This is a genomic window from Archangium sp. (genome assembly GCF_036277355.1).
Taxonomy (GTDB): domain Bacteria; phylum Myxococcota; class Myxococcia; order Myxococcales; family Myxococcaceae; genus Archangium.
In genome coordinates, this window is sequence record NZ_DASUNC010000213.1 from 1 (window position 1) to 15,452 (window position 15,452).

Consider the following 15,452-nt stretch of genomic DNA (forward strand, 5'->3'; position numbering starts at 1 on the left):
GGCTCTCTCTTCTTCACCCCCTCTACCTACTTCATCAGTAACTCCTGCGCCCGAACCTCAGGAGTCGGGCCGCGCTGCTCCTACCCATTTCTGGATCACCCGCCTTGCCCATCCCCGGGATTTATCGATAGCTCTTGAGCCGATGAGCTCCATCAAACCGTGGCCCCGCCTGCGCCGGGGCCTGGAGTACGACTACCGCGTCCTCAAGGTGCGCCAGGACATGGTGGCCGACCCTCGCACCGGCCACGAGCATCCCCGCGTCGTCATCGACAGCGCCGACTGGGTGAACGTCATCGCGGTGACGAAGGACGACCAGCTCGTGCTCATCCGCCAGTTCCGCTTCGGCACCCAGGAGACGACGCTGGAGATTCCCGGCGGCCTGGTGGAGCCCGGAGAGGACCCCGGGGCGGCCGCCGCGCGCGAGCTGGAGGAGGAGACGGGGTACGTGCCGGGCCGCGTGGTGAGGCTCGGCCAGGTGCACCCCAACCCCGCCATCCAGAACAACGTGTGCCACAGCTTCCTGGCGCTCGACTGCGTGAAGCAGCACGAGGGCAAGCAGGACGCGGGCGAGGACATCGCCGTGGAGCTGCACCCCCGCTCGGCGGTGCCCCAGCTCATCCTGGGTGGGGCCATCACCCACTCGCTGGTGGTGGTGGCCTTCTACCTGGAGCAGTTGCGCGCCCAGGCCGGGGAAAACCGCTGAAATTCGACGGGGGGTCCTCCGCGTTGGACGGGGCCCCCCGTGACACCCGGCCGGGGCGGCACTAGCCTCTTCCCCCCGAGGTGAGCTCACCATGGCGGAAAGCCTGACGCAGCCCCGCGAGGAGCACTCCGAGCCGCTCCCCGCTGCCCCGATCCCCGGCGCCAACCCGGAGGCCGCCCGTTCCCACGAGAGCGCCCCGGCCCGCGTCTCCATCCCCAGCCTGCTCCCCGGCGAGGACGTGTTCGCCTACGTGCGGCGCGTCCGCGGTGCCTTCGAGCCCCGGCTGTACCAGCAGGTGGTGGGCGCGGCGAACGAGCTCAAGGAGGGGGACGCGGCCATCGGCGTCGCCGCGGCCGACGAGGCGTCCCGCCGCAACGCCCGGGAGTTGCTCGCGCGCACGCGCATCGGCGACCTGGACGCGTACCCGCTCATCGAGGAGCGGCTGTACTCGTACATGCAGGGAGCGCTCGACACGGAGGCCCAGGCGCGCACCGCGAGCTGGACGCTCGGCGAGCTCAAGGCCTTCCTGCTGTCCGCGAGCGAGGCGGACATCCACGAGTTCAAGGGCGGGCTGAGCAGCGACGTCATCGGCTGCGTGGTGAAGCTGATGAGCAACGAGGAGCTCGCCGCCGTGGGCCGCAAGGTCTTCAACCCGCTCCCCGGTAGCAAGGTGGGCGCGAAGGGGTACCTGGGCGCGCGCATCCAGCCCAACTCGCCCACGGACCATCCGGACGACATCCGCTGGCAGGTCTTCAACGGCTGGAGCTTCGCCCTGGGCGACGTGGTGCTCGGCACCAACCCGGTGTCCTCGGCGCCCGAGTCCGTGGCCGCCGTGGAGTCCGCCCTGCACGACATCCTGGTGACGTTCGGGCTGAAGGACGTGATGCCGCACTGCGTGCTCGCGCACGTGGACGTGCAGGCGGTGGTGGAGGCCATGCAGCCGGGCACCACGGGCATCTGGTTCCAGAGCCTGGGCAGCACCGAGGCCGCCAACCGCACCTTCGACGTCACCCTGGAGAAGATGGAGACGCACGCCGCGGCGCGCACCGGGCGCTGGGGCATGTACTTCGAGACGGGCCAGGGCGCCGACGCCACCAACGGCCACGCCGCCGGGGTGGACATGGTGGTGCACGAGTCGCGCAAGTACGGCTTCTCGCGCGCCCTCACCCAGCGCATCGCCGCCGCGCAGGCCCGCGCCGGCCGCGAGCCCGCTCCGCACGTCATCGTCAACGACGTGGCCGGCTTCATCGGCCCCGAGGTGTTCCGCACCCGAGAGCAGCTCGTGCGCTGCTGCCTCGAGGACATCGTCATGGGCAAGCTGCACGGCCTGACGATCGGCCTGGACGTCTGCTCCACCCTGCACATGGACGTGTCGCTGGATGACCTGGGCTGGTGCCTGGAGCAGCTCATGCCGGCCAACCCCGGCTACCTCATGGCGCTTCCCACCCGGAATGATCCGATGCTCAGCTACCTGACCACGGGCTTCCAGGATCACGTCCGCCTGCGCGAGCAGTCCGGCTACAAGGTGGATGACCGGATGTGGGCCTTCTTCCAGCGGCTCGGCGTCATCGACGCGGAGGGCCGCCCCACCGGGCACTTCGGGGACCCGGCCTGGGTGTACCTCCAGTACCGCCGCCACAAGGGCGACACGCGCCCGGACGCGGACGTGCTCGCCGAGGCCGCGCGGCAGATGGCCGAGGTGCGCGCCCGTGGCGTGCCGCTCGCCGTGGGCCATGGCGAGCACCCGTGGGACCTGGAGCCCTCGCTGGACGCCGAGCTGCGCCGCCTCTACGACGACGCGAAGGTCGGCCTCTGGTCCGACCTCACCCCGGACTTCATCGCGTCGCTTCCCGACGCCGTGCCCCTGCGCACCCGCGCCACCGCCCGGCGCGACTACATCCTCCACCCGCCCTCCGGCGAGCAGCTCGAGCCCGCCTCCGAGCGCGTGCTGGAGTCCCTGCGCTCGCGCCACGCGGGCCGGTATGACGTGCAGCTCGTCATCTCGGACGGACTGGACGCGCGCTCGCTCATGGACGAGGGCCACCTGCGGCCCTTCCTCACCGCGCTGCGCTCCCGGCTCGAGGCCGCCGGACACCGGGTGGCGCCCGAGCACCTCGTGCTGTCCCTGGGGCGCGTGCGGGCCGGCTACCGCGCGGGGGAGCTCCTCTTCGGGGACGCGGCGGCGGGTGGGCCTCGCGCGCTCATCCACGTCGTGGGCGAGCGCCCCGGCTCCGGGCACCACAGCTTCTCCGCCTACGTCACCGCGCCACGGGCCCGCGTGTGGGCCCGGCCGGGCACGGTGGACCACAACATCACCCGCGTGGTGGCCGGCATCTCCGACACCAGCCTGCGTCCCGAGGCCGCCGCGGCGGAGGTCGCGCGCCTCCTGGGCGAGCTCACCTCCGCCTCCTGAGCCTCAGCGCGCGTCCCGAGCCTCAGCGCACCACGAGGCGCAGCCACAGGTCGATCGCCGACCAGCCGCGCTCCTTGCCGTAGTGGCCGTTGAAGACGTGCCCGGTGTTGACGAGCGTGTCCACCCACACCGAGCGGGCGCGCGGGTACATCTTCGCCTCGGCCTGGGCGTAGGAGGCCGACGCCACCAGATCCCTGTCCCCCAGCTGCACCATCACCGGCACCCGGATGTCCGCGGCCGGAATGGACTCCGGCGAGCCCAGCATGCTCAGCAGGCCCAGGTACTGGCCGCGCGTCACCGTGTCCGCCGTCTCGTTGTCGTAGGCCACCAGCTCCGGATTGGAGTACTCCGGGGCGTAGAAGAGCGCGCCGCGCAACTCCCCGGGGATGCGGATGTAGGGGCCCTGCTCGAGAAAACCCAGGAGCACGCTCGGATCCACCGGCACCGCGTGCGCGGTGTTCAGCCAGCCCGTGTTCACCACCGCCTGCGCGTCGCCATACTGCGCCTGCGCGAAGGTGGAGATGAGCGCCCCGTTGGAGTGCCCCACGTAGATGAGCGTCTCGAAGGTGTTCTTCTCCGCCGTGGCCCGGAGGTACCGCGCCACCTGGTGCAGGGCGCTCGCCGACTCCGCCAGGTCCAGTACGTCCCCGTCCAGCCGGTCGCTCTCGCCCGTGCCCGGCAGGTCCAACGCGAGCACCGCGTAGTGCCGCCGCGCCATGTACCGCGCATACGAGTACTCCTGGCCGTCCACCTCCGGCAGGTCCCAGTACCCATGGTTGTAGGTGATGCCATGGGTGAGGATCTGCACCGGGCGGTTCTTCAAGCTGCCCTGGTAGTAGAGGTAGCCCACCACCGTGTACCGCTGGCCGTCGGCGAGCCGCACCGGGAACTCCCGCCGCTCCACCTTCACATCCCGGGCCCCATGGGCCTCGGCCATCGCCGGAAGGGCCAGCGCCAGCAACAGCACCATCCAGGCGCTCATCGAACGGATCGTCTTCTTCATGTCCACCCTCCCTGCTCGCGGCTCTTCCGGAAAACTCTGCTTCCTTCAAATAACGGGAGGGCCTGATATTCCTGACCTTCTGGTAGTTCCAATGAAATTAACTTTTCAACGAAAACACAAGGTAAGGGTAGGTGGGTCGCGGAGACGGACCCGGAGTGCGAGGACGGCGCGACACATCCCCCCGGGAGCGGGGCGGATCTGACACGATGGCGGGCCGTGTCCCGGGAGGGGGAGAAGGCGTGAAGCGAGCGGAATCGGTGAAGGAGCGGCTGGAGCGGCTGGAGCTGCCATTCAACGCGTACGGGGTGGACCCGTACGGGGTGTCCAAGTGGCACCTGCGCGTCATCTTCGAGACGATGAGCTTCTTCTACCGGAGCTACTTCCGGGTGCGCTGCCACGGCATCGAGCACATTCCGGCGCGCGGGAGGGCCATGGTGGTGGGCAACCACTCGGGAGGCGTGGCGGTGGACGGGGCGATGGTCGTCACCTCGTGCTTCCTGGAGATGGAGCCGCCGCGGCTGGCGCAGGGCATGGCGGAGAAGTTCATCAACGCCACGCCGGTGGCCTCCACGTGGGCCAGCCGCTGCGGCCAGTTCCCCGGCCTGCCCGAGCACGCCGTGCGCCTGCTGGAGGAGGATCGGCTGTTGATGATCTTCCCCGAGGGCGCGCGCGGCACCGCGAAGCTCTACCCGCAGCGCTATGACCTGGTGGACTTCGGCACGGGCTTCATGCGCCTGGCGCTCAAGACGCGCACGCCCATCATCCCCTTCGGCTTCCTGGGAGGCGGAGCGGCCATCCCCACGGTGGCCAACCTGTACGGACTGGGCAAGGTGCTCGGAATGCCCTACGTGCCCGTCACCCCGTACGTGCTGCCGCTGCCGCTTCCGGTGCCGCTGGAGATCCACTATGGCGAGCCCATGGTGTTCGAGGGCACGGGCAACGAGGAGGACACGGTCATCCAGGGGTATGTGGAGCAGGTGAAGGAACGCATCGCGGGCATCGTCGAGCGGCGCCGTCACGAGCGCTGGAAGGGCGTGGAGTCATGAGGGTCCTCATCCTGGGAATTGGCGGAGCGGTGGCCCGGCGCGTGGCGCTGCAGCTGCGGGAGCAGGGACACACGGTGTTCGGCATCGACACGCGGCCGTGGGAGGACGCGCCGGCGGACATCGAGGTGCACGACGTGGACCTGCGCAAGCGGCCGGCGGAGGACGTGTTCCGGACGCGGCGGCCCGAGGCGGTGGTGCACATGGCCACGGTGACGTCGCTGCGCGTGCAGGGCGAGGAGCGCCACCGCATCAACCTGGGCGGCACGCGGGTGGTGTTCGAGCACTGCCGGGAGTACGGGGTGAAGCACGCCGTCTTCGTGGGGCGGCACACCTTCTACGGAGCGGCACCGGACTCGGCGCTGTACCACACGGAGGACGAGCCGCCGAAGGAGCTGGCCTCCTTCCCGGAGCTGGCGGACCTGGTGGCGGCGGACCTGTACGCCTCGACGGCGCTGTGGCGCTACCCGGAGCTGACCACGTCGGTGCTGCGCGTGTGCTACTCGCTGGGGCCGTCGGCGCAGGGCACGCTGGCCACCTTCCTGCGCGGCCGGCGGGTGCCCATGGTGGCGGGGTATGATCCGCTCTTCCAATTCCTGCACGAGGACGACGTGGCGTCGGCCATCGCGCTCACGGTGGAGAAGCGGGCGCGGGGTGTGTTCAACGTGGCGGGCCCGCAGCCACTGCCGCTGTCCGTCATCATCCGGCAGGCCCAGCGCCAGCCCGTGCCGCTGCCGATGGTGGTGCTGCGTCAGCTCATCGGCCGCTTCGGGCTGCCGCAGCTGCCGCCCGGGGCGCTCTACCACCTGCAGTACCCCATCGTGGTGGACGCGCGGGCCTTCAAGGAGGCCACCGGCTTCACCTGGCGCTTCGACGAGGTGCGGACCATCGAGTCCTTCCTCGCGGCCCACCCGCCCCCACGTCCGCGCCGGGAGGAGCTCTTCGACCGGCTCGAAGCGCTCGGGGTGCTGAAGTAGCGATGGCACGGCGTGCCATCAACTCGCCAGGCACGCCTCCTCGTACTCCCAGCGCTCGGAGACAGTTCCCGTCTCGAGCAGGCGCCTCACTGAATCACCATGCGCCCATCACGTCATGGCGGCCTGTGCCAGCATCAACATGTCTTGTAACAACCGGCGCAGGTACGGGCACTTCGTTTGCGCCACATCGGGCGACAGCTCCGCGAAGAGATTCGCCCCATCAATGACCTTCTTGTAGGACTTGCCCAGCTTCTCCTTGTACAGGCGCTCCAAGAGCTTCGCAGGCGGTTCGTTGAAATTCACCGACTCCGGTTGGTTGCACTTCCCCGGCAAAGCCTTGCTCACAGCACCTGGCAGGATCCTCGGCTCCGCCAATAACCATGCCTCCGTTTCATGAACAGCGAAGTGCTGTCGGAACCGGGGATGGTCCACCTGCTTTTCGAGCCAGGACTTCGCCCACTCATACCGCGCCACCGCATTTGTCTTGTCGTCCGGGTAGAACGTCGGCCCGTAGAGATCGAGCAGTCCGATTCCCGCGATGACGTCGCCCCCCAACTTACCGCCCAGGTTGAGCGCGACCTTCTTGGCAATGTCGTCACGGTAATGGCTCCAGCCTTCGAAGCGGACGACCTTGATCCCTACCTTGCGAGGGAGCTGCGCATCCAACCATCGCTTCAAAAATTCAGGGAGGGCCTTTCGCTCGGTGTAGCCTTCCACGAAGAGGACGAACTTCATGCCAGGCCCTCGAGCTCACCCGACCGCATGAGCGCGCCCAGACGGTACTGCTCCGTCCACCGGCGCAACTCCTCTCCGTCGAGCACGGAGAGGCGGGTCTCTCCCTCAGAGACGTTCACGACAGTCGTGGTGGGCAGCTCAACCTCGGAGAAGGCATCGAGCAGATCGGCCGAGTGTGTCGAGAGAATCACCTGCGTCCGCTGCGAGGCCTCCGCGGCGAGTTCGGCAACAATAGGCAACATGCTCGGGTGCAACCCGGTCTCGGGTTCGTCCACCGCGATCAGGCTTCCCGGATTCGGGCTGCTGAAAATAGCGACGAGCAGGAGGAAACGAAGCGTCCCATCAGACAGATTCGCCGCGGATTGTTCCGTCTTGAGCGACCGCCAACGCAGCCGGAGTTGGACGCGCTGATCCGCCGCTGGAGGAAAGACCAATTCCTCGTAGTCGCTCCCGAAAGCAGCACGCATCGCCGCATCCAGCGAGCGCTTGAACTCCCGATTTCCGGTGTAGAGCGTATGGAGTACGGGGATGAGATTCTGCCCATCGGGAGCGATTCGCTCATCCACTCGGGCTACGGCCGCCTGACGGAGTGGAGCCTGCTGGTCGACTCGGAGGTCGTGGTAGATGGACCAGCCCAGCAAAATGTCCCGGAAAAAGACGACCAGGGGGGAATCGAAAGGGAGGCTGAAACTCGAAAGAAGCGTCTGCTCCTCTTTGAGGGTTCCCGGCTGTGCCGTACGCAGCTGCCCTACCGAATCGATAGTGGACGCATGGCTGGAGTCACGCTCCAGAAGAACGTCAAGGCCCCGCAGTCTCTCGAGCCCAATCCGGTAGGAACTCGTCTCCCCAAGACGGCTGAGTCGAAGCTCATAGTTCAACGGGATGGGGGCCCCCAGAACCTGTTGCATCATGCGGTTGAGGTCGGGCTCCACCACGACGCCCCAGGAGATTGCTCGCGCATCTCCATCCCATAAAAGGGGAGTAACTCCTCCCTGGCGGAGGATCTCTTGCGGCAGATCACCCCTGGCAGCGTTCTGGAGCAGGGAAAGAGCGCGCAACAGATTGGATTTCCCTGAACCATTGGGGCCGATGAGGACATTGAGCCGGCCCGGTTCCCACGTCACATCCTTCAGGGACCTGAAGCCCTTCACCTGCAACATTTTGATGCCCACGAGACCCCTCACCAGGCGCTAGGTGTGCCCCACATGCCCACCCCGGTATCAACCTAGGGAGGTGGCACCAGTGCGTCAACAACGCGGTGCATGAGACGCACGGACAGCAACACGGTCCCGTACTCCGTCCCCACCTCGCCAGGGCTCGCGCTCCCCCCTCATCCCGGCTAGCCTCCGCGTGCAATCTCGACTGAGGGGGCTTCGATGGTCGTCGTACCGTCCACGCTGGATGCCGTCACCGTGCATGCCGAGGGCGCGCTCTGCACGCGCCTGGCCGCGGTGCCGTCCGACAACGGCCGGCTTCCCACACAGGTGCGCATCGAAGGTCTGCCGCTTGGACTGCGCACCGGCTCGCTCCGGGCCGCCGTGCTGAAGGGTCCTCAGGGCCTCCGCGTGCGGGACATCCGCCCCGTCTACGACGTCCGGCTGCCCCCGGAGACGGACCTCCCCGCCGAACAACGCGCCCTGGAGGAGGCCAAGGAGCAGCTCAACACCCTCTCCTCCGAGCTGGTGCGGTTGCGGCAGGAGGTCTCGACCCTCCAGAAGCTCAAGCCCTCCTTCCCGCCCCGGAAGAAGGACGAGCCGCACGAGCCGCGTGAGTCCGCCCTCACCGCCATCCTCTCGCTCGCGGGCTTCCTCGATTCCGAGCTCGCCGCGCTGCACACCCGGCAGCTCGAGCTGGAGCGCCAGCAGCGCGATGCGACCGAGGAAGTGGAGCTGCGTCAGCGGAGGCTGGAGGAGGGCTCATCCGCGGTGCGTGGCCAGCGTGCCCAACTCTACCGGGCCGCCATCATCACCCTCTCCGAGACGGACCCGGCGGACGAGGCCGCGCAGCTCGCGCTCGAGTACGCGGTGTACGGTGCCCGCTGGGTGCCGGGCTACGACCTGCGGATGCCTCGGACGCTCGACGGAGGCACGCTGCGCATGCGCGCCTCCATCATCCAGCGCACCGGTGAGGACTGGAGCAACGTGCGGCTGGCCCTCTCCACCGCGAACCTGGAGCGGCGCGCCGATGTGCCGGAGCTGAAGGCCCTGCGCATCGGCAGGCGCCAGCCACCTCCGGCCCGCTCGGGCTGGCGTGAACCGCCCCCGGGGCTCGACGAGCTGTTCGCCGGCTACGACACCGCCCTGCCCCAGAAACCCTCGCGTCCCGAGCCCAGGCTGGAGCGCAGGTCGCGCGAGCACGTCATGGCCGCCCCCGCCGAGGAGCCCATGGCACAAGGCGCGCTGCTGATGGAGGGAGCCGCGGCGGCGCCACCCATGCCGATGCGCGCGTCCCAGTCCATGCCTTCCGTGTCCGCGCCCATGAAGGCGGCCCCCATGCTCGCGGAAGAGCCCCCCACCGGCTCCTCCTTCCGCGCGGGAGGCCCCCCTCCCCCGCCCCGTCCGTCGGCCCCCGGAGCCGCACTCGCGGCTCCCAAGATGAAGAGCGCGAACCTCATGAAGCGCCGTGTGGTCGCCGACGAAGTGGAGATGATGAAGGAGGAGGCGCCGGCCGAGGCGTTCGAGGACTCGGACGGGTACGGTGCGCAGGACCTGGACAGCCTGGGCGGCGGTGGCGGCGGCGGCCTGCCGGAGACCCGCGCCCGGCCCACCGGCCTGGAGCCGGCGGTGGATCTGCTCGACTACGGCAGCCTGGAGCTCGAAGGCGTGGACCAGCCCGGGCAGCGCGGGCGTTTGCAGCCCCTGTCCGAGGACAAGTCCCGGGAGCTGCTGATGCTGCTGGGCGTGCACGTGCGCGTGGACGTCTTCGCGCTCGTGGCCCGGTACGAGCAGACGGCGGCCTCGGTGCAGTACACACCGCTCCCGGCCTGGTCCGTGCCGCCGCGCCAGTCCACGCCGCACTTCGACTACCGCTTCGACGTGGAGACGCGCGTCGACGTACCCTCGGACGGCGTGTGGCACACCGTGCCCGTCTTCTCCGCCCCCGTGGGACTGAGCGCCGAGTACATCTGCGTGCCCTCGATGGAGCCGCGCGCCTTCCGCACCGTGAAGGTGGAGAACCGCACGCCCCACGCGCTGCTCGCCGGCCCGGTGGACATCACCCTCGGCGACGAGTTCCTCATGACGTCTCCCCTGCCCACGCTCGCCCCCGGCGCCACGCAGCGGCTGGGGCTGGGCGTCGAGGAGTCCATCAAGGTGTCGCGCAACACGCGCTTCGACGAGGCCTCTGGCGGCGTGTTCGGCGGCGCCAACGTGCTCACCCACCACGTCTGCGTCGAGCTGGCCAACCGGACCGCGCAGCGTGTCACCGTGGAGGTCCTGGAGCGGGTGCCCGCGGTGCCCTCCGCGGCGGAGAAGGACATCAAGGTGGACGAGGCCGAGGTGAAACCCGCCTGGAGCAAACGCGCACTCCTGCCCGGAGAAACACCCGTGGAGGGCGAGCGGGCGTGGAAGGTGACGCTGCAACCGGGTGAAGCGCAGACGCTGAACGCGACGTGGGCCGTACGGATTCCCTCGAGCAAGATGCTCGTGGGCGGCAACCGGAGGACGTGATGAGCAACCCCATCCATCTCCCCATCGTCAAGGTGACCGTCCTCGAGGATCGCGCGCTGGTGGAGCGCCGCGCGGACGTGGTGCTGCCCGCCGGACCGCAGCGGCTGCGTGTGGAGGGACTCTCTCCGCTCGCGGTGGACCGTTCGCTCCAGGCCCAGCTCACGGGAGGTACCGTGGCGCAGGCGCGCGTGAGCCGCACGTGGAAGGAGAAGCCACGCGGTGAGAGCGCGCGGGCGCAGTGGACGGAGCTGCGCCGCCGCGTGGAGGACCTGGAGGCCGAGTGGAAGCGCGCGCAGGTGGACGTGCAGCGGCTGCGGGCCCGGATGGAAGTGGTGCACGTGGCCCGCGAGGACGTGCTGCGGGCCATCGCCGAGCTGTCGGGCGCCGGCCGGGCGAAGCCGGAGTCCTGGCACGAGCAGCTCGCGACGCTGCGCAAGGAAACGGCCTCGGCCGAGGATGCGCTCCAGAGGGCACACAGCCACGTGGAGGAGACGGGGCGGCGGCTGGTGGAGGCCCGGGCGGCGCTCCTCCAGAGCGAGCAGCCGGAGCAGCAGCTCGTCACCGCGGCGGAGCTGGAGGCGAACCACCCCGCGGGCGGGACGGTGTCCCTGCGCGTGACGTACCTGGTGCCCTGCGCCGTGTGGCGGCCGGCGTACCGCGCCACCCTGGCTCCGGCCGAGGGCGGTGAGGCGGTGACGCTCGAGTGCGAGGCCGTGGTGTGGCAGCGCACGGAGGAGGAGTGGAAGGACGTGGAGCTGCTGTTCTCCACGGCGCGGCCGACCCTGGGCGCCACGCCGCCTCGGCTGGTGGAGGACTGGCTGCGGCTGCGCGACAAGAGCGAGCAGGAGAAGCACACGCTGGAGGTAAGCATCCGCGAGGAGGTCATCCAGACCACCGGCGAGGGGGGCGCCAGCCAGACGGAATCCATGCCGGGCCTGGACGATGGCGGAGAGGCCCTGACGCTCCGGGCGGCCCACCGGGTGACGGTGCCCAGTGACGGAGCGCCGCACCGGGTGCCGCTCTTCCAGTTCAGCGCTCCGGCGGCGTCCGAGCTCATCGGCTACCCGGAGCACTCGCCACTGGTGCACCGGGTGGCGCGCTTCGACAACCGGGGCCCGGCGGTGCTGCTGGCGGGCCCGGTGGACCTGGTGCGCTCGAGTGGCTACGTGGGCCGCTCGCAGCTCAAGTTCACCGGCGTGGGCGAGAAGCTCAAGCTGGGCTTCGGCAGCGAGGACACCCTGCGCATCGCGCGGCTGGTGGACTCGAAGCAGGACACCCAGCGCATCACCGGCAAGCGCACGCGGACGCACCAGGTGAAGCTGTTCCTCTCCAACACCGGCCCCCGCGCCGAGAAGGTGGTGCTCGAGGAGCGCATGCCCGTCTCCGAGGTGGAGGCCGTGGAGGTGAAGCTGCTGCAGGAGCAGACGAAGCCCGCCCCCGCGAAGGTGAGCGAGGACGGCATCGTCCGCTTCGAGCTGGCCGCCCCACCCCGCTCGCAACAGGAGCTGGCCTTCACCTACTCGGTGGCCAGCTCCGCCAAGGTGGCCGGGCTCTAACCCGCGAGGGCCCGCTTCAGGGCGGAGACCTGCCGGGCGATGAACTCCCGCGAGATGGTGGCATCCCCGGCGATGGCCTCGAAGGCGTGGTAGGCACCGGGGACCTCATCCAGCACACAGGGAACGCCACTGGCCTGGAGACGGCGGGCGTACTCGACGTCCTCCTCGTAGAACAGGTCCAGCGTCCCGGTGCCGATCCAGGCGGGCGGCAGTCCCGCCAGGTCCTCCATCCGCGCGGGCACGGCATACTTCGGAGCGCTGGGGCCTCCGGGCTTTTGAGCCAGATAGCTGGTCCACCCGAAGACGTTGCTGTCCGGCGTCCAGATGTGCTTCCCGGTGCCCTTGTGGTCCGCGCGGGTGGTGGTCCGGTCATCCAGCATCGGGTACAGCAGCAACTGGAACACGGGCTTGATCCGCTTCCGGTCGCGGGTGATCTGCGCCAGCGCCGCCGCCAGGCCACCCCCGGCGCTGTCTCCGCCGATGGCGAGCCGGTCCGGATCGATCTTCAACTCACCCGCGTGCGAGTGCATCCACGCGAGCGCCGCGTAACAGTCCTCCAGCGGTGCCGGGAACGGGTGCTCGGGAGCGAGCCGGTAGTCCACGGCGATCACCAGGATGCCGAGCTCCCGGGCGAAACGGCCGCAGACCTCGTCCGACTGCTCGGGCCTGCCGATGACGTACCCACCCCCGTGGATCCACAGGAGGGCCGCGCTGCCCTGAGCACGCTGGGCGGGCTCGTACTTCCGGACGCGGACGCTGGGAGCACCCGCCGGGCCAGGAATCCAGACGTTCTCGACGGTGACGCCCTCCGGGCTGTGCGTCCTGAGAAGGATGAGACGCCGGATGATGGGCAGCAGGAAACGATTGAAAGAAACACCCGGAATCCAGCGGACGGACGACTGCAACTCGGGGTGGATGGGATGGGATGATGGGTTTCGCATGAACGTATGCCCTCGGCGCTACCAGGTGTCGATGAACCGGCGCCGCCCCTCGCGCACCGGCCGTGGGACGGACCGCGGTCCCCGCGGAATCCAGGAGCGCGTCTCCGCGGGGTCGATCACCGCGTCCGGACGGCCGGCATCCGAGGTGGCCGCGAGACGCTCGCGCAGATCCACGAGCTCGAGCCGGACCTCGTCCGTGGATGACTTGCGGCCACCACCGTTCGTATCGCTCATGCGCGCGGGATGATGGCACCGTCCGGGCGCTCGGCAAGTGCATGGATGTGTGGCCTGGGGCTCGCGTGACAACGGCGCGGTCATCCAGCTCGTCTCCTGCAATGGCAACCCCGCCCAGCAGTTCGTGCTGAGCGGCGCGGGGGACCTCGTGAACCCGCAGGCCAACAAGTGCGTGGACATCAAGGACTGGAACCCGGCCAGCGGCGCCCGGCTCCAGCTCTGGGAGTGCGGCGGCACCGCGAACCAGAAGTGGTTCCGCCGCTAACGCGACGGCTCTCCCCCTTCCCGCTTCGCCACCACCGCCTCCAGTTCCGCCACCCGGCGGGCGAGCTCTTCGGCTCCCCCCGCCGGCAGGGCTGGAGGCGGTTTCCAGAAATCCATTCCCATCTCGGTGGCCTTCTCCACCGAGCACACCACCAGCCGCACCTGGATGGTGAGCAGCTCCACGTCGAGCAGCTTGATCTTGATATCGCCCGCGACCACCAATCCCTTGTCGAGGACGCGATCCAACACATCCGCGAGCGTGGCGGTGCAAGGGCCCTGGACGATGCGTTGTGACGTCATGCGTGCTCCTCACAGCAGCCGGCCGAGCGGGCCCAGGTCCAGGTTGAGGTCTTCCTCCGTCAGCCCGAACTCCAGGCGGAGCCGCTCGAGCTCCTCCGCCTGACGCATCAGGGCCGTCCCCAGTCTTTCGATTTCCTCGTCACTCAGCGAGCCACCCTCCATGCGGCGGATGGCCTGCTTCTCGAGCAGCTCGTGCAACAGCCTCACCAGGGTGAGCACCAGTTGCCCGAGCCCGTTCTTCAACTTGCCCTCGTCCAGCGAGAGCCTCCGCGCGGGCGCGGTGCTCTGCTTCCGCAACACCGCCTCGAGCCCGGCTTCCACGGTGCTCATCTCCTGCCTCCGCCCACGAGCCCCGCGCGCCGGGCCGTGTCCGTCGAGCACAGGACGAGTTGCAGGCCCAGGTAGACGAGGTCCACGTCCGCCACCGACAGCACGATGTCTCCGCGCAGCGCCACGCCCTTGTGCAGCACCCGGTCGAGCGCCTCACAGAGCGACAGGGATTCGGACTCGTCGAGCAGTGCCTCGTCTCCGAGCCCCTCCAGTGCCAGCTTCACGCCGCCCTCTCTTCCTCGTCCTCGGCGGCCTCGGCCGCCTCCTGGCTCGCGAGGATGGCCTCGAGCCGATCCAACAGCTCAGCCTCCTGCGCCTCGAACTCCTCCTCCGCGAGCTGCCCGGACTCGAGCTGGAGATACAGCTCCCGCAGCCGCGCCTTGAGCAGCTCCTCTTCCTGCTCCTGCTCCTGGCCCATGGCCTCGTCGACCTTCCGGGCGACCCAGAGCAGGCCATGGAGCGGCGCGAACAAGAGGTCATCAATGAGTAGCATCGTCACTCCTGCGCGGACGTGGCCGGGAGCTTCAGCTCCGTGAAGCTGTGCGGCGCCCACGGCCCGTTGAACTCGAAGGTGAAATGATCATCGAAGCCCTCCGCTGCGGCTTCGACCCGCTTCTCGAAGGCATCCAATTCCTCGCGTGGCACCAGACACGAGAGGTTCATCACCTCGGTCTCCCCACGCACCGGGTTCCACTTCAGCTCGACGCCCCGCTCCCGGAGCACCGCCGACACCCGCTCGGCGTGCGCCTGCCGATCGGCTTCGCGGAGGTTCTCGAACAGCTTGCCCACCTCGATGAGCTCCTCGCGGCCGATGTCGTGGCGGCCCTTCATGCGGTCCCTCGCGGCCCCCAGCTCCGGGTGCGAGGCGACGAAGTAGTCGAAGAGGTTCGGGGTGCTCCAGCGCACCTTGAGCCCCATCTCCACCTTGCCCGCGACGTGGGCGAGCTGCTCCCGGAACAGGTCCTGGTTCTCCAGCAACCGGTTGCGCACGGCCTCGTCACTCCGGGCGACGAGACCGAACGCCGCCGGCAACACGGTCGTGTGCTCCATCAACCGCCGCAGCACCGCTTGATGCGCCAGGAGATGCTTGCGCTCAGGCCGGAGGCGCGCACGGCTCACACGGCCCACCACCGCCGAGATGTCGCCCGCGATGATGCGGTAGACCGCGCCTCCCTCGATACCGTTCAACTCCGTCTCCCCGGCCCCTTCCGGGCCGGCGAGTACGGCATAGAGATACGTGCCTCCTGCCTGAGCGCTCATCATCTCCTGGACTCCTTCACGTGTT

General features: G+C 69.1%; 17 protein-coding genes. 7 read left to right on the forward strand and 10 right to left on the reverse strand.

All coding sequences use genetic code 11. The features are described 5' to 3' along the window. The first annotated feature begins 142 nt into the window (after positions 1-142). Both VFZ09_RS51320 and eutB read left to right on the forward strand, forming a co-directional pair. Positions 143-703, forward strand: a complete 561-nt coding sequence (locus tag VFZ09_RS51320; protein WP_329735217.1) for an NUDIX hydrolase — start codon at positions 143-145, stop codon at positions 701-703. A gap of 91 nt (positions 704-794) precedes the next feature. Further along, positions 795-3,116: an ethanolamine ammonia-lyase subunit EutB gene (eutB, locus tag VFZ09_RS51325; RefSeq protein ID WP_329735218.1), complete on the forward strand. Its 2,322-nt coding sequence runs from the start codon at positions 795-797 to the stop codon at positions 3,114-3,116. A 22-nt stretch (positions 3,117-3,138) separates the two neighbouring features. Here the strand turns inward: eutB and VFZ09_RS51330 are convergent, their stop codons facing one another. Continuing rightward, positions 3,139-4,119 carry an alpha/beta hydrolase gene (locus VFZ09_RS51330; protein WP_329735219.1) on the reverse strand — a complete coding sequence of 327 codons (981 nt, stop codon included), beginning with the start codon at positions 4,117-4,119 and terminating at the stop codon, positions 3,139-3,141. A 239-nt stretch (positions 4,120-4,358) separates the two neighbouring features. Here VFZ09_RS51330 and VFZ09_RS51335 point away from each other — a divergent pair, with 239 nt between their 5' ends. Next, entirely contained in the window at positions 4,359-5,165 is an 807-nt protein-coding gene (locus VFZ09_RS51335; protein ID WP_329735220.1) for a lysophospholipid acyltransferase family protein, read from the forward strand. Beyond that, entirely contained in the window at positions 5,162-6,139 is a 978-nt protein-coding gene (locus VFZ09_RS51340; RefSeq protein ID WP_329735221.1) for an SDR family oxidoreductase, read from the forward strand. The genes VFZ09_RS51335 and VFZ09_RS51340 overlap by 4 nt, the downstream gene beginning before the upstream one ends. 108 nt (positions 6,140-6,247) lie before the next feature. Here the strand turns inward: VFZ09_RS51340 and VFZ09_RS51345 are convergent, their stop codons facing one another. Both VFZ09_RS51345 and VFZ09_RS51350 read right to left on the reverse strand, forming a co-directional pair. After that, complete coding sequence (locus tag VFZ09_RS51345; protein ID WP_329735222.1) at positions 6,248-6,874, reverse strand: DUF4276 family protein; 627 nt, start codon at positions 6,872-6,874, stop codon at positions 6,248-6,250. Then, positions 6,871-8,046: an AAA family ATPase gene (locus VFZ09_RS51350; RefSeq protein WP_329735223.1), complete on the reverse strand. Its 1,176-nt coding sequence runs from the start codon at positions 8,044-8,046 to the stop codon at positions 6,871-6,873. Before VFZ09_RS51350 ends, VFZ09_RS51345 begins: the two co-directional genes overlap by 4 nt. 204 nt (positions 8,047-8,250) lie before the next feature. Here VFZ09_RS51350 and VFZ09_RS51355 point away from each other — a divergent pair, with 204 nt between their 5' ends. Both VFZ09_RS51355 and VFZ09_RS51360 read left to right on the forward strand, forming a co-directional pair. Next, positions 8,251-10,542 (forward strand): DUF4139 domain-containing protein, encoded by a 2,292-nt coding sequence (locus tag VFZ09_RS51355; RefSeq protein ID WP_329735224.1) that lies wholly within the window; start codon positions 8,251-8,253, stop codon positions 10,540-10,542. Then, positions 10,542-12,098 carry a mucoidy inhibitor MuiA family protein gene (locus tag VFZ09_RS51360; protein WP_329735225.1) on the forward strand — a complete coding sequence of 519 codons (1,557 nt, stop codon included), beginning with the start codon at positions 10,542-10,544 and terminating at the stop codon, positions 12,096-12,098. The genes VFZ09_RS51355 and VFZ09_RS51360 overlap by 1 nt, the downstream gene beginning before the upstream one ends. On the opposite strand, the gene VFZ09_RS51365 is transcribed toward VFZ09_RS51360, so the two are convergent. Together VFZ09_RS51365 and VFZ09_RS51370 are read right to left on the reverse strand one after the other, a co-directional pair. Then, positions 12,095-13,039, reverse strand: a complete 945-nt coding sequence (locus VFZ09_RS51365; protein WP_329735226.1) for an alpha/beta hydrolase — start codon at positions 13,037-13,039, stop codon at positions 12,095-12,097. The two genes, VFZ09_RS51360 and VFZ09_RS51365, sit on opposite strands and share 4 nt — an antisense overlap. A gap of 18 nt (positions 13,040-13,057) precedes the next feature. Further along, positions 13,058-13,273 (reverse strand): hypothetical protein, encoded by a 216-nt coding sequence (locus tag VFZ09_RS51370; protein ID WP_329735227.1) that lies wholly within the window; start codon positions 13,271-13,273, stop codon positions 13,058-13,060. Between the two features lie 49 nt (positions 13,274-13,322). Between VFZ09_RS51370 and VFZ09_RS51375 the strand changes: the two genes are divergently transcribed. After that, the gene (locus tag VFZ09_RS51375; protein WP_329735228.1) at positions 13,323-13,538 is read left to right on the forward strand and encodes an RICIN domain-containing protein; all 216 of its coding nucleotides are present in this window, start codon (positions 13,323-13,325) and stop codon (positions 13,536-13,538) included. On the opposite strand, the gene VFZ09_RS51380 is transcribed toward VFZ09_RS51375, so the two are convergent. From VFZ09_RS51380 to VFZ09_RS51400, 5 genes are read right to left on the reverse strand one after another with little or no spacing between them, the layout of a single operon-like run. Further along, positions 13,535-13,837, reverse strand: coding sequence for a gas vesicle protein (locus VFZ09_RS51380; protein WP_329735229.1), 303 nt, complete (start codon positions 13,835-13,837; stop codon positions 13,535-13,537). The two genes, VFZ09_RS51375 and VFZ09_RS51380, sit on opposite strands and share 4 nt — an antisense overlap. 9 nt (positions 13,838-13,846) lie before the next feature. Further along, positions 13,847-14,167: a gas vesicle protein K gene (locus VFZ09_RS51385; protein ID WP_329735230.1), complete on the reverse strand. Its 321-nt coding sequence runs from the start codon at positions 14,165-14,167 to the stop codon at positions 13,847-13,849. Beyond that, positions 14,164-14,391: a gas vesicle protein gene (locus VFZ09_RS51390; RefSeq protein ID WP_329735231.1), complete on the reverse strand. Its 228-nt coding sequence runs from the start codon at positions 14,389-14,391 to the stop codon at positions 14,164-14,166. The genes VFZ09_RS51385 and VFZ09_RS51390 overlap by 4 nt, the downstream gene beginning before the upstream one ends. Next, on the reverse strand, positions 14,388-14,660 hold the full coding sequence (locus VFZ09_RS51395) for a gas vesicle protein GvpG (RefSeq protein WP_329735232.1): 273 nt from the start codon (positions 14,658-14,660) through the stop codon (positions 14,388-14,390). Before VFZ09_RS51395 ends, VFZ09_RS51390 begins: the two co-directional genes overlap by 4 nt. Before the next feature lie 2 nt (positions 14,661-14,662). Further along, positions 14,663-15,430, reverse strand: coding sequence for a GvpL/GvpF family gas vesicle protein (locus tag VFZ09_RS51400; protein WP_329735233.1), 768 nt, complete (start codon positions 15,428-15,430; stop codon positions 14,663-14,665). Positions 15,431-15,452 lie beyond the last annotated feature (22 nt).

What these genes read in the sequence shown, in the direction of transcription:
- VFZ09_RS51365 (WP_329735226.1), bottom strand. Translation starts at nt 13,039, where the DNA reads ATGCGAAACCCATCATCCCATCCCATCCACCCCGAGTTGCAGTCGTCC.
- VFZ09_RS51320 (WP_329735217.1), top strand. Translation starts at nt 143, where the DNA reads ATGAGCTCCATCAAACCGTGGCCCCGCCTGCGCCGGGGCCTGGAGTAC.
- eutB (WP_329735218.1), top strand. Translation starts at nt 795, where the DNA reads ATGGCGGAAAGCCTGACGCAGCCCCGCGAGGAGCACTCCGAGCCGCTC.
- VFZ09_RS51380 (WP_329735229.1), bottom strand. Translation starts at nt 13,837, where the DNA reads ATGACGTCACAACGCATCGTCCAGGGCCCTTGCACCGCCACGCTCGCG.
- VFZ09_RS51330 (WP_329735219.1), bottom strand. Translation starts at nt 4,119, where the DNA reads ATGAAGAAGACGATCCGTTCGATGAGCGCCTGGATGGTGCTGTTGCTG.
- VFZ09_RS51360 (WP_329735225.1), top strand. Translation starts at nt 10,542, where the DNA reads ATGAGCAACCCCATCCATCTCCCCATCGTCAAGGTGACCGTCCTCGAG.
- VFZ09_RS51345 (WP_329735222.1), bottom strand. Translation starts at nt 6,874, where the DNA reads ATGAAGTTCGTCCTCTTCGTGGAAGGCTACACCGAGCGAAAGGCCCTC.
- VFZ09_RS51340 (WP_329735221.1), top strand. Translation starts at nt 5,162, where the DNA reads ATGAGGGTCCTCATCCTGGGAATTGGCGGAGCGGTGGCCCGGCGCGTG.
- VFZ09_RS51385 (WP_329735230.1), bottom strand. Translation starts at nt 14,167, where the DNA reads ATGAGCACCGTGGAAGCCGGGCTCGAGGCGGTGTTGCGGAAGCAGAGC.
- VFZ09_RS51400 (WP_329735233.1), bottom strand. Translation starts at nt 15,430, where the DNA reads ATGATGAGCGCTCAGGCAGGAGGCACGTATCTCTATGCCGTACTCGCC.
- VFZ09_RS51370 (WP_329735227.1), bottom strand. Translation starts at nt 13,273, where the DNA reads ATGAGCGATACGAACGGTGGTGGCCGCAAGTCATCCACGGACGAGGTC.
- VFZ09_RS51395 (WP_329735232.1), bottom strand. Translation starts at nt 14,660, where the DNA reads ATGCTACTCATTGATGACCTCTTGTTCGCGCCGCTCCATGGCCTGCTC.
- VFZ09_RS51355 (WP_329735224.1), top strand. Translation starts at nt 8,251, where the DNA reads ATGGTCGTCGTACCGTCCACGCTGGATGCCGTCACCGTGCATGCCGAG.